This window comes from Candidatus Angelobacter sp., from assembly GCA_035607015.1.
GTDB lineage: Bacteria > Verrucomicrobiota > Verrucomicrobiia > Limisphaerales > AV2 > AV2.
Window position 1 is genome coordinate 1 of the sequence record DATNDF010000329.1, and the last position, 15,614, is coordinate 15,614.

The window sequence follows — 15,614 nt, forward strand, 5'->3', positions numbered from 1 at the left end:
CGGCAAGGACCCGCCGGTGAATTCCCAATCGTCCGGCCAGCATTGCCACGCGATATTGCAGCGCTTCGTCTCTGACAGTCTGGCGCCGTCGGCGAAACAGAACGGATAGCGCGTGCGCCAGACAACTGCGAACGATGACCAGCCCGGCGCCCGCCAGCCAGATCAATCCCAGCGAAAGAACGCCCAGCGCGTCCGAAAAATCTTCCTGCGACCAACGTTTGATGAAATCCCGCTCGGTCCTCGGCAGAAGGGCAGTTTGTGCCATCGCGTTTGGCGTCTGGATAACCGTCTCTGACGGTCCCGTGGTTTCTGCAGACTCACGCTGCCCGCCCTGTCCAAAGCGCTCCGCGATCTTGTCGCCAGATCGCTCAGTCAGTTTCAGCGGGACTTCCCCTCCGGCCTGCCCGCTTACGACTATTGTCACCATCGCACGGTTCGGGGATCTGGACTTCGCCGCGAACCGACCCAGGACGCTCCGGCCCGTACCGGTCAACTCAACCGTCGTCAGGCCCAACAAGCTCAACAGGCAAATCTGCCAGACCGTCCGCCGCCACCATGCCGATTTCGTGAATCGCAAAAACAGGGCGGATGCGCCCACAACGAACGTGATCTCCGCTGCGAGCAGGCCGAGCAGTTGAAACCAGATGTTCACGGTCGGCACGGTGTTCATAGGGATCTTTTCCTTTCCGCGATCAGTCTTTCCAGTTTGGACAATTCCTCGCGGCTGACTTCACGCGTGCTCAACAGATGGGTTACCATGTCAGCGAGGCTGCCCTCGAACAGGCGGTCCAGCAGATGGTCGGACATGCCGCGTGTCACAGCGTCGGCGGCGACGCCGGCCCGATAGACGAAGCTGCGGCCTTCGACACGGTGTTTGACGAGCGCTCGTGCCTCCATTTTGCGAAGCATGGTGGCGATGGTGGTGTACGCGAGGTTGTTGTTGTCCGCGAGAGCCCCATGAACATCGGCAACGGTTGCCTCGCCGCGCTCCCACAACACCTTCATGATCCCGAGCTGGAGATCCCCAAGACGATGGACTTTGGTTTTACTCACGCGACACCACCTGAACGACCTTAGTAATACTACCCAGGTAGTATTATGTCAACCGGAAATTCTGATTTCCTTTCATGCTCGCGCGAATCGGTCAAAGCGTGTCTCCAAAACGTGACCGGCCCGATTGATTCGCCAGTCCCCCTTTATCGTATCAGTGCTTTGGGCCTTGTTTTGATTCTCCTCATTGCGCTCGCGTCAGCGCAGCCACAGATCAATGGGTTTCTGCACCTTCGGGCGAAATGGCAGACGAACCTTTCGACCCGTTCGCGCCGATTGGTAGGCAGCGTTCATGATTTCCAGCACCGCGCGGCCGTCCTCGCCGGTGACAAGCGGTTGTTTATCTTCGCGGACACACTCAATGAAATGCTTCAGTTCCTGGGGATAGCCCTGATTGAATGCCTCCTCGAAAATCGTGAACGTCCAGCCCTTGGTCGAGCCGGCTTTTTCCATCGCATACCCGTAGCCCTTTTCGCTGTAGGTAAGTGCCGAGTTGCCCACGAACAAATCGGCATAAATCACACCCGCGTCCCCATAAACCTCCACGCGATCATCCATGCCACCGTGCTTGGACCAGCTGTTCTCCGCCACGCCAAACGCTCCGCCCTCAAACTCAACGATACAAAGTGAATTCACTTCGGCGCGCGTGCGCCGTTTGTGGATCAATCCGCCCTGCATCTGGGCATAAACGCTCCGCACCTTTGGCCTGCCACCGAGCATCCAACGAAACCAGGCAACACCGTGGCAGCCCATATCCATCAGGGCGCCGCCGCCGGACTTGTTGATGTCATAAAACCACTCGCTGTGGGGACCGCTGTGCTTCTCACACTGGCGCATCTGGAAAATTTTCCCGACCGCACCCTCGCTCACCAGCTTGCGGACGCGTTCATATTTCGGCGCGAAACACAGTTCCTCGGCATACATCAACTTCCGTCCCGCCGCTTTGCAGACGGCGATCATTTCGTCGGCTTCGGTGAGATTCATCGCAATCGGCTTTTCAATGATGACGTGCTTGCCCGCAGCGGCAGCGGCGATTACGGCACGATGATGGAGAAAATTCGGCAGGCACACGTCCACAATCTCACAACCGGACTCCAGGATGGCCCCGTCAAGGTCACCAAACCATTGCGGTATGCCGTGCTTTCTCGCAAATGCCCCCGCCTTTTGCGGACTGCGCGTGTAAACGGCCACTACCTCCGCGTCAGGAATGAAGCGATGATACGATTCGATATGAATATCGGCGATGAACCCCGCGCCGAGGAGGGCGACTTTGGTTTTGCTCATAGGAAATCCGCCGTGAATTTAGCGACAAGCTGCCACGGCGGCCAGTGGCGATTTTCACCATCGCGTTTGCCGTGATCGGCCAAATAAAAAACCTCCGGCAGGCGGGCCACCGGAGGTGTTCGTTCAAAAAGTCAGGTTCGCTTACTTCGCGCCCTGATCGATCCATGCACGGATCAGGCCAATCTGTTCCTTGGTCAACTGCGGATATTTGTCGCGCTTTTCCGTCGGCGGCATTTCCATGTCCTCCACGAGATCGGAGACGTACGCCACCATCGGGCTCTTGGCGCTGTTGTTCGGTACGATGGCCGCATCGCCACTCTCGCCGCCTTTGATGACGTTGGCCAGCGTGTCCATGCGATATTTGCTTTTCGGCTTCTCGCCGCTGTGGCATTTGACACAGGATTTTTCGAGGATTGGTTTGATATCCTTGTCGAAGGTCAGACCGGTTTTACTGGCAGCGGGCGGCAGTTTGTTCGCATCCCATTCGGCTTTTTTCTTTTCCGCCGCCGTAAGCATCGCCACGGACAGGCAAAATGCCGCGATCAGGAGGAGTTTGGCGCCCTGCCCGATACTGCGGCGTGTGAAACTTAAAGGTATGATTCGATTGTTCATGACCGACATTTCAACCAAAGACCGCGACGCCGTCAAAGGGATTTAGTCCCGATTCAAGCGGACCGATAAGAGAGCGCGCGCCCTTGGTGGCTGGTGTTGGCGTTGACACTGCGTCAGGGCTTATGCTACGTTCCGCGCCAATTGGTTGCGGGTTATGAGTTCGTTTTTGAACCAGCATGTCCTCGTGCTCAATCGCTTGTGGCAGGCGGTGAACATTTGTACGGCCAGGCGGGCGCTGACGCTGCTGTTTGAAGGGCACGCCCACGCCGTGTTGAACGCTGGCGACGGTTCGTTTCAAACCTACAACTTCAACGAGTGGCAGGATTTTTCAGAACAGGAACCGCACCCGGAAAGCGTGCGCACCGTCTCCTTCCGTATTCGCATTCCAAGAGTAATCCTGCTGGTGGTATTCGATCGGCTTCCGAAAAAAGAGGTAAAGTTCACCCGGCACAACATTTTTGAACGCGACAAGAGCACGTGCCAGTATTGTGGCGAAGTGTTTGACCGGAAGGATTTGAATCTGGATCACGTCATTCCACGTGACCGCGGCGGCCCGACCACCTGGGAAAACATTGTTTGCTCGTGCATCCCTTGCAACACGAGAAAGGCCAACCGCACGCCGCAAGAGGCCGGCATGCGGCTCGTTCGCAAGCCAAAACGGCCCAAATGGCGCCCCTTCGTGCAGATCAACCTTGGTCTGCACTATCACGACAGTTGGAAGCACTTCCTCGATCTGGCTTACTGGAACGTCGAGTTGGGCGAAGACGTGCAGTAGATCACTTCGGCGACGTCCTGGCCGCTTCGATCAGTTCCCAGAACTTCGGGTTCTCCTGCAATGCCTCGTCTTCACCCGTTGGGAGGCTGGAACGGAAGAGAAAATCTTTGAGCGAATTGCGGCTCAGGATTCGATGCACGACGATCCCCAGTTCATGCCGCTCGAAGTACAGACGGTAGTCGCCCAAACGGAATCGGTGCAAAATCTTTCCATTTCTCTCCAGTTTCCCGAATCGCTCCAGATCCGTCTTCATGACCTCCTGCGGCAGCCCGCGAAACTCGCCCAGGATGTGCAACTGCAATTCCTTGGGCATCTTCGCCAGCTCGGCGGCGCTGGTCGGATTGAAAATGATCTGAAAGGGTCGCATTCGGTCCGGACGACGTTAGACGAATGGCGACAAGTGCTCAACCTTCAACTTTTCCACAATGAATCTTGAGAGATTGGTAGCGCGTACGGGAATCGAACCCGTCTTTCAGCCTTGAGAGGGCCGTGTCCTAACCGATAGACGAACGCGCCGTCTGCCATCGCAATCCGAATGCTATCCAGCGGCGGATTCCTGTCAAATTCGGACAACAAAAAAGCCGCCCTCGCGGGCGGCTTCAATGAGAACACACTTACGAATTACTTACGACGGCGGAGCAACAAACCTGCGGCGCCCAAAATTCCCAGCGCAATTGTTGACGGCTCAGGGACTTGATTCACGTTGTTTATGCCAGTAAATCCTGTCATTGCAGCGGCCGCACCCGGAGGAATAGAGTTCGGATTCCCAGTCGCATTTTGAAAAACGCCGCTGTATCCGTAAAAACCAGCCGCCCTAGCAGCATCGTAAGAGCCAAAGCTGGTCTGCCAAGCCACAACGGCAAACCACGCACTAGCACCACCCGCCGTCGTGGATGGCGTGGTCGCCACGCCGCCGATGAAACGGCCAGCAGAGATGAAGTTCGCGCTTGTTTTTATCGAGGTTAACCCCGCTATGCTTGAATTCAAGTTCACTACTCCTGGATCCGTTGCCCAATACAAAAGTTCCGCAGTAAACTGGCCGGTCGGAACCGCAGCTCCACCATTCACGCCTGCTGCGTATGATATCAATGAGCCCGCCGTATTGGCGAAGTTAACCGTTCCTTGCGCTTTTGCGGAAGCCACCGCAAACACACAGGCCAGTGTAAATAACAGTTTCTTCATAGGTTAATGTGCATTATGCTTTTTTGTTGTTCGCTTGCTAAGATTTGTTCTTACACCGTTAGTTTACAGTGAAGGACCTAGTCCAGGTCCGATCCGTCGAGGAGCCGGAGAAAAGGAAGAAACCCTCTCCAACGGCAGGCGTTGGGTCGGCCGCACCAGTACTGTTGAACCAGCCCGCACCTTGGACGAAGCTGATGGGGTCCTTGTAAGCTTGGGCATTCCCATCAAACTGATAAACTGTGTCTCCATCAGCAGCAGGGAAGTTCATCCCGCCGTTTCCGGTTGTGCTCAAACCAACCGAAATAGGAACTTGCGAAGCAATCAGGTTAAACTTATTCGCCTTGATAGTAACCGGATTCGAGAGGCTTGTTCCCTGAGGAACATCACCCACGAAAGTGATCGTCAAAGGGAACGTAGCAGTGTTAGGCACTTGGACAAAGAACGCCTCGCCAGGGGCCAAAACGTCCGTCGCGGCTCCAGTACTGTTGAACCATCCTGCACCTTGGACGAACACAGCAGGATCCCCAAATCCCGTCGTCGAGTTGAATCTGAAAACAGTGGTGCTATCGGGAGCATTGGGAATGACAGTGCTAATTTGGTTGTTCCCGTTGTTCAAAGGATTAGCAATGATATAGAACCCGCCTTTGGTGAACGTCTGGTTCACATACCCCACCGAGTTGACCGAAAAAACTCCCTGCGCTGAAGAGGAGGCGATACCCGCCACGCCCAGCACAGCCGTCAGAAGTAGTGTTTTAGTTCTCATTGTTCGTACGTTATGTTTGATTCCGTGTGTGGGGTCAATTTCTCAAACCTACCAGCGAGTGTCAACAATTTTTTGAACAATATTTGCGGCGAATATGTCCCTGTGTTCCGCATCCACAAGTCCGGGATATAAGCCCTGTTTTCCTACATATTCTGCCTCATTTTTGGCACTGAATCGCATACCACTGGAATCCACCGCACTCCCATTGTGCGTGGACCATTCCCGGACGCACCGGTGTCAATCAGGAAGGCCTTCGTCGCGAAATCATGCAGAACCGATTTTCGAGCCCCCTCCCTGCTCGGATCGAGAGCGCCAGCCACTCATCAGCCGGCTGCTTGCGTGACGACAATTTTTAATGAATCCGCTCCTGGTCGCGCCGCCAAAGCAATCGCCGCGGCAGCCCGGTCCAGCGGAAACTGGTGGGTGATCAGCTTTCGCACGTCGAGTTTTCTCGAAAAGACCAACCGAGCCACCTCGTTCTGCAGCGTCAAATCAGACGAATAGCTGCCGATCAAATCCTTTTCGTCAACGCAAAGGGTGGATAGATCCAGACTTGCTTCCCCGCCGCGGCGCGTGTGCGCGAACAGCAACACTCGCCCCGCACCGCGCACCAGTTGCAAAGCGGAATGAACGACGGCGTCGGATGGCACAGTAATGACGGCGGCGTCCAGTCCGCGTCGCCGTGTGGCGCGGGCGACCCATTCGGGAAATTCCCGGTCATCGCCGCGCAGCGCCGTCTTCGCTCCGAACTTTCGCGCAAGTTTCAACCGCGACGGCATCAGATCGCTGGCGACAACCCTCATGCCCCGCAACGCCAGTAATCGTGTGAACATCAAACCGATGGGGCCCTGTCCGGCCACCAGAACACTGTCTCCCGGCAGAAGGCTCAAACGGTTGACCGCCTTGAGCACGGTGTTGAGAGGTTCCAGCATGGCGCCTTCGAGAAAACTGTTGCGGGCGGGAATTTTCACGACACCCGGCAGAACAAAGGACATCACGCGAACGTATTCCGCGTAGCCGCCGCCGGCAGGCTCAAAGCCCGCGGTGATGCCGGTGCGTTTGTATTGAGCGCACTGAGCGTAGGCGCGATGGCGGCAGGCGTGGCAGTCCAGACACGGAACATGATGGTGCAAAGCCACACGGTCGCCCTTCCGAAATCCCCTCACACGCGCGCCGGCCTGCGCGATTGTGCCCGCGGTCTCGTGCCCAAAGATTCGCGGTGGTGGGACGGTGCCATACTGGATTTTCTTGATGTCGGTCGGGCAAACGCCACACGCCGCGACTTTGACCAAGAGTTCATCAGGCCGAATGCGCGGCACGGGCACAGTTTCGACCCGCAAATCATTCACGCCTCGATAAACGACGGCGCGCATGGTGTTCGGAATTGCAACCACGCGCAGCGTTTAACCACAGTTGGGTGTGGATGAACACAGAAAAGCACCCAAGAAGCCCGCAGTTGTTCAAGACCGATTGCCCGAAGACGGCAAAAGCCGTCTGTCGCCGTTAACTCCACTTTCTTCATTCCGAACTTTTTCCGGCAAACCTGGCGAACCAACCTTCGGGTTCGGCTTCAAAAGCCCGTTCCGAGTTTCGCCATAAAAACCGCACGTTAGACGCGTGCAGTGCATGGTGGGGCAATATCAACCGGCGCCGCTGCTCCTCCGTCAACTGGCTTCGCACAAAATCCAGATACAGGTTTTCGTCGCCGCCATAGATTTTCTCCCCGACGATCGGGTGACCGTAGTGCGCGAGGTGAATGCGGATTTGATGCTTACGCCCCGTGCGCGGCACGACGCGCAGCAGGGTAAATCTGCCTTCGGCCCTCTCCAACCGGCGTTCCACCCGGAATTCCGTCTGCGACGGCGCGCCATCAGGACGTACGCAATCCTTGATTGCGACGCCGCTCCGTTCGTCCCTGCCCAGTGGTGCGTCGATCACGTCCTGGCCGGCCACAACATGTCCATGTACAATGGCCAGATACTCCTTCCGGACTTCGCGCGTTTCCCAAATCCGTCGGAGTTCGCGCGCGACTTCATCCTGTTTCGCGACGAGCACCAGGCCGCTCGTTTCGCGGTCGAGGCGGTTGATCAAATGCGGCCGGATCCCGTCACCGAGGTGAAGTCGAATACGACCGATCAGGCTGGAATAACCATCCGTCTTGGTCGGGTGGCACACGAGGCCCGCCGGTTTGTTGATCACCAGCAGTTCCGCGTCTTCGTGAATGATCTCGATCAGCTTATCCATGCCCGTAAAACACGGCGCGCATCCCGCTTGTCACCACAGGACCTTCGCGTATCATCCGGGGCTGTGAAAGAAAAGGCCAACCTGTGGCTGCCCATCGCGCTGATGGTCGTGTTCGCGCTGACGCGCTGGCCCGGCGTCCTGCCGCCGAACTTCAGCGCAGCCTATGCGCTGGCGTTTTGCGCGGGCGTTTATTTCCCGAAACGGCTCGCCTGGTGGCTGCCCCTCGCCGTGCTGCTGGCGACGGATGCGCTCATGAACGCGCTTTATTATCACGTCGCCCTGGTCAGCGCCAACATGCTCGTCAATTACGCGACCTACGCCGCCATCATTGCGGTCGGACAATGGTTTTCCGCCCGGGCGACATGGCTGAAACTTCTCACCGGAGGTTTGTTGGGGGCGATCCTCTTTTATCTCGTGACGAACACGTCAGCCTGGCTGCAAAATCCCGAATACCCAAAAACCTTCGCCGGCTGGATTCAGGCGTTGACCACGGGCATTCCGGGCTATCCGCCCACGTGGGTATTCTTCTGGAAAACGCTGCTCAGCGGCGGGCTGTTCACGGGGCTGTTCGTTGGCGCGATGAAATTCAGTGAAAGCAAGGAAGCAAAAGAGGAAGAGCCTGCCGAAGAAGAAACCGGCGAACATCCGGAGGCCGCGCAACCCGAGGAGTCCAACGCCTGACCCCGAGGGTCCCTTCGTTTCGACCATTGCTCCCGACGAAAGCCGCCTCCCAACCTCTGACCAGGGACCACGATGAAAATCGGCGTAATATCTGATACTCATGGCTACCTTGATCGCAAGGTTCCCAAGCTGTTCGCCGGGGTGGACCATATTCTGCACGGCGGGGACATCGGTTATCCGTCGATCATTCTGGAACTCGAGGAGATTGCCCCCGTGACCGCGGTCCTCGGCAACAACGACGCCGGCCTGGATTTCAAGGAGACGGAAGTCATCCAACTCGACAGCCGGAAGTTCCTGCTGCATCACATCGTCGATGTGCGGAACCCCGCCGAAAGAATCAAGCGCCGGATCATCCGGGAAAATCCCGACGTTGTTGTGTTTGGCCACAGTCACAAGCCGTATTGCGAAACGCTGGATCGGACACTGTACTTCAATCCGGGTTATGCGGGAAAACCGCGCTTCGGTCTGGAGCGGAATGTCGCCGTCCTGCTTTGCGACGATCAGGGAATCACAGCCGAGTATCTCGAGTTGTAGGCGGCAGTTCGCAAGGACGCGGTGTAATCGCAGCCCGTGGACACGCCAAGATTAGAAAGCTGTTCGCTTTCGAACTTCAATTGTGCCGTGCGCGGTAAAATCGGAGGGGAGTTCCCGGTGTTGGCGTGTCGGTGATCTGGATGACACTGCTCGTGGCGTTGGTGGACGGCAGCGGAGTCCAGCCGAGCGGATTTCCAAGGTCCGAAGAGAATTCGACCGTGTAAATCGTGCCCGGCGCAGCGGGAAATTCGAACCGGAGCTGACCGGCTGGCAGCCAGACGACGTTTGTCAAAACCATTGTGGGGGGCGGGGTGATGCTGCCGGTGCCGGTCGCAATCGTTGCCCGGGTCGTGCTTTGCCCCCCAACGAACACCGCGCTGCCGGGAAACGAGTTGGTATCGACCGTGATATTGTTCAGGAACATGATTTGAGCCGTATAGGCTTCGTTCGAGGACAGCGTGCCGGCGGGCAGGACGACGGAAGTTGCCGTCCCCGGCAGGACACTTGGACAACCCGCGGAATTGGTGATCTGAAATACCAGCGCCTGAGACGAGTTGTAAACATTCACGGAAATTGAATCGATTGTCCGTCCTCCGACAAAGGCGTCCCAGGTCAGGGTAAAATCAGCACCCGCATTGATCGTTTGGTCCGCGGCGTAATTGCTGAGGTGTGGCGCGTTCGGAATTGCGCTGGCCGGCAGATTGGCGGGCACCGTTTGATTTGGCGATCCGGTGACCGTGAACGTGTAATCGCCCGCAGGGAAAAGCGCGTCGAGTTTCGAGAGATCATTTGTGGAGCCGAAAATAAAGTAGTGACCAAAGAACGAATCCATCGACTGGGGCGAGCCGCCTGGAACAGTCAGCGTCGCTCCTGTGGCGGTGCGGTTTGTGGCCAGGGCGATGCTCGCGCCAAAATTGAAGGGGTCCGAGGAGGTGTCCGGCGTCGGAGCCGCCGCGCTGTTCTGCACGTACATGGCCGATTTGAAGAGGTTGTAAATAGTGAAGTTGCCGTTGCTGGAAATCCCCGAACAATTGTTGGTTCCGCCACCGCCGGTGGCCGTCATGAATGAGCCGAAGGGGAAACCGCTCAAAGGAGTTCCCGTGGAATCTTCAAATCCGACTATAAATCCGGGGATCGTGGAAAGGAGAAGCCAGGTGACTTGTGTCCCGCCGGGCAGATTTCCGTTGTAGGAGCAAGTGAGTGTTTTCGCGTCAGCACTCCAGGCATAACTCAGTTTGTTGGTGTCAAGCCCGCTCCAGGTGATCGACTCTTGCGCCTTCATGGCCGTGCTGAATGTGAAGCTGATCTTCGAGTCGAGCGCCACGCCGGTCGCGGCGTTGGCCGGCACCGATGACACCAACGTCGGGCCGCCTTGAGCGTGAAGCGCGCTGGGAACAAGTTGCGCCAGTAGCAGACCGGCCAGCCACAGTTGAATCCCCAGAGTGCGAACGGAAGTCTTCATAATCGTATCTCCTTGAATCATCACCACCGGAACAATTGTTGAGTTTGGGCGTCAAGCAACATCCTGACAGAACTCGGTGGCCACAAATACACCCTGTTCCCGGCGAAAATTCCAGATTATTCTTCTGTCACGCGCTTTAACCCGCGCGCCTCCGCCCCGATCTGTTCGGTCCACGCCCTCCGCGGCTACCCGCTCCGGAGCATCTCCCGCCCTGACGGCGCTGCTTCGCCGGCGTTTGGCGCGATTCGAGCGGGCTCCGCCTCAACTGGTTTGCGCGACCGCTTGTGGTCGCTCTCTCCAACGATCGATGAATGCCCAGACTCCGAATCCCGCCACCAGGAGCGCCACGAGTTGGTAGCCCGTGATCGGTCCGATCAACCGGGATTCGTTTCGGAGAAACTCGTGTAAAAACCGGAGCAATCCGTAGCCGATCAGGTAAATGTGAAAATGTTGTCCGGACAGTTGATGACGGCGGCGCATCACGGAGAACACCGCGATCATGGACAGGTTGAACAGAATTTCCATCGGCACCGACGGCCATCGGGCGACACCGGCGGAGTCGTTCATCGTAAACCAGGCCGGTTCGCAGACCCGCCCCTGGCAACAGCCGTGAAACAGGCAACCGATCCGGCCGAGGATGACGCCCACCGGAACGATCAACGCGAACCAATCCCCGGTGATTCCACGGTAACCGGTCAGTTTCTTGGCAACTTCGGCGCCGAGGTAGCCCCCGAGCAATGCGCCCAGCACCGTCTTGCCCGTCGCCCACTGGAGCCACTGGTCGGGATGGCCCCAATGCCTCCAGCCATCCACCAGCAGATAGAAAACCTTCGCGCCGAGAAACGCGCCGATGAGCGCAGCCACGTAAACCGCCAGCAGGCGGTCGTCGCGCCGCGCCAGCCGCGACCAGAACACAATGCTCACGACAATGCCCGCGAGCATCAGCCAGCCGTAGGCGGTGGATTGAGGCGACGATAGAGATGGTTTCAAAACTTCATTCCTTGCAACAACGCCACGCAGCCAACGAAGAACGAGATGGCTGCGTTCAACAGCAGAAATAATATGCCGACTGCAATCGCCCAACCGGTCTTGCGGCGAAAAAGCAGGAACGACGACGTGAAACAACTCGCAACACTCACCACGCAGACGGCCCAAAGCACGCCGCGTGGCGGCCCGCTTTGACCGCTGGTCATGCCAATTGCCAGTGCGAGCGTCGCCGGAAGAAACGCCAGCATTAGCGCCGGCGCAGGGGATTTTTTAACTGGTTGGCTCATTGGTTTTTGATGTCGGCGGGCTGACGCCCGGCAAAACCGGAATAGTAACGGCAGAACGAATCCAGTTTTCCATCGGGCCGGATGACGTGGGTGCAGCAGCGGTCAATGCGGTCTTCGTCCCAGGTCCACGCGTCCATGAATGGTTTGATGAACAGCCGGAAGGTATTCGACTCGTCCATTTCAAACTGCCTCAAGAGTTCGCCCAGAGGTTCGGAATCGCACCCGCATTTCATCAGATCTTCGAGGCGGTAACGCACCTTGTCGCGCAGGAAACCCTGCACCCGCGTGAAATCAATGAAGTCGCTGATTGACCGCACCGTGCCGCCGACCTTGAGCAGATAGCCGATGGTCGCGCAGTTCGGATCGCCGCACGGGAGCGGCGTGAAATCCTCGAAACGCAATTTGCCGTGCGACTGCTCGACGGCGGCGAGGATGATGTCCGCCGTATTCAAGCGGCTGTTTTTTGCAGCCGCCATCCCCTCACCCCGTCCCTCTCCCCCGCTCTGAGGTAGGGCGAGGGACGGGGCGAGGGGATGCTCCAATTCGTGGGCAGGGCCACGGTCAGACGCAGCATTGGTTTTCGGCGTGCGCCCGCTCGTGAACATCGGTTGAAAACTGACGCCACGGACGTGCGGAAATTTCAGACCGAACTCGATGGTCTCCCAAAGGAACGGCAGATTGTCCGGCGTCACCGTCATCGCCAGCGTGATCGGCAGATGAATTTCGCGGCAGCGTTCGATGGCCCGGACGCGCGTCGTCCTCAGGTCCGCGCCGCGCAAAGCCTGCTGGCCTTCGAGTTGAACGCCGTCGAACTGGAGATAGAGCTGGAAGTTGCGGCGTTGAACGACCGCGGCGAGGCCCGCCAGAAACGCGTCGTCGCGGGCGATGCGCACTCCGTTCGTGTTCAGCAGGACGTAATCAACGCCCGGATTGTTCTGGATCCATTCGACCAGTTCGAAGAATTGCGGATGCAACGTCGGCTCGCCGCCCGAGAGCTGGAGAATCTCGATTCCCCCCTTGCGGTTTATGACCCCCTGGATGCGACGCTGCAAGTCGTCCAACGGCACGAAATCAAGTTCCTGCCCGATGCCCGGCGGCGAATCGGCATAGCACGTCGGGCAACTGAGGTTGCACGAGTTGACGATTTCGATGAGCGCGAGGCAGGTGGAAAGTTTTTCGACCGGCGCGTCGCCACGGCCATCGGCATTACGGCCAAGCGTTCCGGCGGTCGAACCATCCGAGGCGCAGCAGGCGGACCCGCCGCAGCGACTGCTGCCATTTTCCGGGTCGGCCTTCGCGAGCCAGTAAAATCGCGCATCCGACGCGATGCACACGGAAGCTGCGCCGTGTTCAGCACAGGTCCGCTTCAAAAAAACTTTGGCCGGCTGGCCGGCAACGCGCCAGACCTCCGCCGGACAGGACGCATGGCAGACCGGACAACGGCTCGTGGTGCGTTTGAGCAGTTGCCCGGTTTCGATGACCGGCAGTGGGTCGAATCGCATAATGTCGTGTGAACGTCTCAGAAATGACGGGGAATGAAAATGCAACCTTCGACCGCGATCATGTAATTCACCAAAAGGAGGCCCGCAGCCAAAAAGATGGCGAGCACTGCACCCCACCATCTGTTGCCCGCGATGCGTTTCGACAGCCAGTAACTGCAATAAAATGGCCCCACGATCCCCAGAGCGAAGCCGGAATAACCCAAAAGCGGGCCGGCGATGTTCTTGTCAACGCCCGCTTTCATCAGTGCCAGCATCAACAGAATCAACGCCGATGGCCCGACCAGCATGAGCCAGAACAGCCAAAGCCGGCCAGGTCGAGATGCAGCAGCAGAATTCGGCTCGATGCTTGACCGCGCGTCAAGCCGTTCGCCACACGCGGGACAAATGATGGCGCCCGAAGCGGCTGCCCTGGTCACGTCGGCCCGGCACTTGGAACAAAATTTGGGCTCAGCGTCCATCACTTATCGCAGGTAAAGGAGCGGAGCGACCACGCAGCCAAAAAAGCAGCAAATGAAACTGAAGAAAGCGATCTTCACGCTGAGGAGCAATCCGACCATGACCCGCGTGCCGGCATCCTGCGAATAACGCCGGGCCAGCCAGAAACCGCAAAAGAATCCGGCGGCGATGCTGAGAATCACGCTCACCACCAGCACGCGCCGCGTGCCGGCGTCGGGATTGCCCGCCAGCATGTTCTCAGCCCCCATGTTCGTGTCCACTCCCATCCAGAGAAAAATCGCGGCGATGGTGGGCGCCACGAGCACGACCCAGAACACGAGCCAATCGCGGGTCTTTCCCCACGGCGGTTGAAGCCCGGAAAAGCCGTGCCGTTCACTTTCGGCCACGTGCCGATCCCATTCCTTCTCGGTCCAAACGTCCGGGTCATTTGATGTCGACCGGCCAGCTTGTCGTGAGACACGTGTCGCCACCGGCACGGCCAAAGACACGGACGATGTCGCGCCAAAACCAAACGCCGTGTGCCCCGGAACGATCATGCCGCCGGCGCACGCCGGGCACGCGATCTGGTGGCCGCAATAACCTTCGTCGCAGGCGATGTGCTGCTGGCAATGCGGGCAGGCGAACTTGATTTCGTTCATGCCGGCGGAAGCGGTCTGGCCAAGGATTTACGGACGTTTTGAATCACTCGTTCGTCGGCCGCGGATCAGGCGGAAGACTAAATGTTCACCGCACCGTACTTAACAAAAATCTTTGGCCACATCCTAAGTTGCCCAAAGATTCAAACTGTACCACTACCAAGGATCTAGCGGACCAGCAACGCGCAACCGGCAAAAAGTATGGCCAGACCCAGGACGGCAAATCCTGCCAAAACCAGAACAGTGGTCACCAGGCTCCGAAGAATCCCTGTGAATGCTTCCCAGCGAGATGACGTCGCCGCGCCTTCGCCGGAAGCATAACCCCGTTTCTGTCCGGTCAACATGCGATATTCGCGCAATAGAGCCGGGGTTGCTGCCGCGCGAGGCACGGGTGTCGCGACGGGCAACGCGAGGGACAAATTCGTCGTGGCGCCGAAACCGAACGCCGCCAGCCTCGGCACAATCATGCCGCCCGCGCACGCCGGGCACGCGATCTGGTGGCCGCAATAACCTTCGTCGCAGGCGATGTGCTGCTGGCAATGCGGGCAGGCGAACTTGATTTCGTTCATGCCGGCGGAAGCGGCCTGGCCAAGAATTAACGGACACTTTGAATCACTCGCTTGTCAGCCGCGGGTCAGGCGGAAGACTAAATGTTCACCGCTCCCAGGCAACAGCATAATTGTTAAGTGCCGCCGCGCGGTCGCGGGATCGGTTTGATGACACCATGCGCAGACAATTCGGCGGAAAAATCTCCGTTCCTCGCGACGCCATGCGCCAGATCACCGCCACGTAAATCTGCTACTGGCGTCGGAGCGTTACGACGCCAGTTCGGCCAAAAACCGGTGCCCCAGCAAAAAACCACCCCTTATGATGTGAGTGTGGCAAAAAACCTCCGGCCTCCTCGAAAATAAAAATGTCCGTCCCCGTCACAACGCTATGACCGCACTGCGGCAATTGGGCCGCAAAGTACGACGCCAATCCGGTTCAAACCCTCCAATCGCTACCATGCCAATTTGGCAAAAAGTATCGAGGTAGGGACGCGGGTTGCCCCGCGCCCCCCTCACAGATCCCGGCGTGCAGTATTCCCGCACCGGGCTCTTCAAAGTTGCTCGCTTCGCACTGACCCGACGTTACAAGAGGGCTGGTTGGTATCGCGGTTC

At 58.0% G+C, this 15,614-nt stretch carries 19 protein-coding genes and 1 tRNA gene; 3 read left to right on the forward strand and 17 right to left on the reverse strand.

Features of this window, described 5'->3' with window-relative positions:
• The 4 genes from VN887_13180 to VN887_13195 form a co-directional block, all read right to left on the reverse strand.
• Nucleotides 1-670: hypothetical protein (locus VN887_13180; GenBank protein ID HXT40958.1), on the reverse strand; the 670-nt coding region annotated here is incomplete at its 3' end.
• Entirely contained in the window at nucleotides 667-1,053 is a 387-nt protein-coding gene (locus VN887_13185; protein ID HXT40959.1) for a BlaI/MecI/CopY family transcriptional regulator, read from the reverse strand. The genes VN887_13180 and VN887_13185, both read right to left, overlap by 4 nt.
• Before the next feature lie 195 nt (nucleotides 1,054-1,248).
• Entirely contained in the window at nucleotides 1,249-2,334 is a 1,086-nt protein-coding gene (locus VN887_13190) for a Gfo/Idh/MocA family oxidoreductase (protein HXT40960.1), read from the reverse strand.
• 141 nt (nucleotides 2,335-2,475) lie between these two features.
• Nucleotides 2,476-2,946, reverse strand: a complete 471-nt coding sequence (locus VN887_13195) for a c-type cytochrome domain-containing protein (GenBank protein HXT40961.1) — start codon at nucleotides 2,944-2,946, stop codon at nucleotides 2,476-2,478.
• A 154-nt stretch (nucleotides 2,947-3,100) separates the two neighbouring features.
• Here VN887_13195 and VN887_13200 point away from each other — a divergent pair, with 154 nt between their 5' ends.
• Nucleotides 3,101-3,721 (forward strand): HNH endonuclease, encoded by a 621-nt coding sequence (locus VN887_13200; GenBank protein ID HXT40962.1) that lies wholly within the window; start codon nucleotides 3,101-3,103, stop codon nucleotides 3,719-3,721.
• A 1-nt stretch (nucleotide 3,722) separates the two neighbouring features.
• Here VN887_13200 and VN887_13205 read toward each other — a convergent pair whose 3' ends face one another.
• The 6 genes from VN887_13205 to VN887_13230 all read right to left on the reverse strand — a co-directional run bounded on the left by VN887_13205 (nucleotide 3,723) and on the right by VN887_13230 (nucleotide 7,910).
• Nucleotides 3,723-4,088, reverse strand: coding sequence for a hypothetical protein (locus tag VN887_13205; protein HXT40963.1), 366 nt, complete (start codon nucleotides 4,086-4,088; stop codon nucleotides 3,723-3,725).
• A 74-nt stretch (nucleotides 4,089-4,162) separates the two neighbouring features.
• Nucleotides 4,163-4,237, reverse strand: a tRNA-Glu gene (locus VN887_13210).
• 105 nt (nucleotides 4,238-4,342) lie between these two features.
• Nucleotides 4,343-4,903 carry a PEP-CTERM sorting domain-containing protein gene (locus tag VN887_13215; protein ID HXT40964.1) on the reverse strand — a complete coding sequence of 187 codons (561 nt, stop codon included), beginning with the start codon at nucleotides 4,901-4,903 and terminating at the stop codon, nucleotides 4,343-4,345.
• 58 nt (nucleotides 4,904-4,961) lie between these two features.
• Nucleotides 4,962-5,666 (reverse strand): hypothetical protein, encoded by a 705-nt coding sequence (locus VN887_13220; GenBank protein HXT40965.1) that lies wholly within the window; start codon nucleotides 5,664-5,666, stop codon nucleotides 4,962-4,964.
• Between the two features lie 323 nt (nucleotides 5,667-5,989).
• Nucleotides 5,990-7,060: an alcohol dehydrogenase catalytic domain-containing protein gene (locus VN887_13225; protein HXT40966.1), complete on the reverse strand. Its 1,071-nt coding sequence runs from the start codon at nucleotides 7,058-7,060 to the stop codon at nucleotides 5,990-5,992.
• A 124-nt stretch (nucleotides 7,061-7,184) separates the two neighbouring features.
• Nucleotides 7,185-7,910 carry an RluA family pseudouridine synthase gene (locus VN887_13230; GenBank protein ID HXT40967.1) on the reverse strand — a complete coding sequence of 242 codons (726 nt, stop codon included), beginning with the start codon at nucleotides 7,908-7,910 and terminating at the stop codon, nucleotides 7,185-7,187.
• 63 nt (nucleotides 7,911-7,973) lie between these two features.
• Between VN887_13230 and VN887_13235 the strand changes: the two genes are divergently transcribed.
• Nucleotides 7,974-8,591 carry a DUF6580 family putative transport protein gene (locus VN887_13235; GenBank protein ID HXT40968.1) on the forward strand — a complete coding sequence of 206 codons (618 nt, stop codon included), beginning with the start codon at nucleotides 7,974-7,976 and terminating at the stop codon, nucleotides 8,589-8,591.
• Nucleotides 8,592-8,663: 72 nt separating this feature from the next.
• The gene (locus tag VN887_13240) at nucleotides 8,664-9,125 is read left to right on the forward strand and encodes a metallophosphoesterase family protein (protein HXT40969.1); all 462 of its coding nucleotides are present in this window, start codon (nucleotides 8,664-8,666) and stop codon (nucleotides 9,123-9,125) included.
• A gap of 76 nt (nucleotides 9,126-9,201) precedes the next feature.
• Here VN887_13240 and VN887_13245 read toward each other — a convergent pair whose 3' ends face one another.
• From VN887_13245 to VN887_13275, 7 genes are all read right to left on the reverse strand, one after another.
• Nucleotides 9,202-10,587: an Ig-like domain-containing protein gene (locus VN887_13245; protein HXT40970.1), complete on the reverse strand. Its 1,386-nt coding sequence runs from the start codon at nucleotides 10,585-10,587 to the stop codon at nucleotides 9,202-9,204.
• Nucleotides 10,588-10,848: 261 nt separating this feature from the next.
• On the reverse strand, nucleotides 10,849-11,577 hold the full coding sequence (locus tag VN887_13250; GenBank protein ID HXT40971.1) for a prolipoprotein diacylglyceryl transferase family protein: 729 nt from the start codon (nucleotides 11,575-11,577) through the stop codon (nucleotides 10,849-10,851).
• On the reverse strand, nucleotides 11,574-11,861 hold the full coding sequence (locus VN887_13255; GenBank protein ID HXT40972.1) for a hypothetical protein: 288 nt from the start codon (nucleotides 11,859-11,861) through the stop codon (nucleotides 11,574-11,576). The genes VN887_13250 and VN887_13255 overlap by 4 nt, the downstream gene beginning before the upstream one ends.
• The gene (locus VN887_13260) at nucleotides 11,858-13,363 is read right to left on the reverse strand and encodes a radical SAM protein (protein ID HXT40973.1); all 1,506 of its coding nucleotides are present in this window, start codon (nucleotides 13,361-13,363) and stop codon (nucleotides 11,858-11,860) included. Before VN887_13260 ends, VN887_13255 begins: the two co-directional genes overlap by 4 nt.
• Nucleotides 13,364-13,380: 17 nt before the next feature.
• On the reverse strand, nucleotides 13,381-13,821 hold the full coding sequence (locus tag VN887_13265) for a hypothetical protein (protein ID HXT40974.1): 441 nt from the start codon (nucleotides 13,819-13,821) through the stop codon (nucleotides 13,381-13,383).
• Nucleotides 13,822-13,824: 3 nt separating this feature from the next.
• Nucleotides 13,825-14,457, reverse strand: a complete 633-nt coding sequence (locus VN887_13270; GenBank protein ID HXT40975.1) for a hypothetical protein — start codon at nucleotides 14,455-14,457, stop codon at nucleotides 13,825-13,827.
• A 164-nt stretch (nucleotides 14,458-14,621) separates the two neighbouring features.
• Entirely contained in the window at nucleotides 14,622-15,023 is a 402-nt protein-coding gene (locus VN887_13275) for a hypothetical protein (protein ID HXT40976.1), read from the reverse strand.
• Between the last annotated feature and the right edge of the window lie 591 nt (nucleotides 15,024-15,614).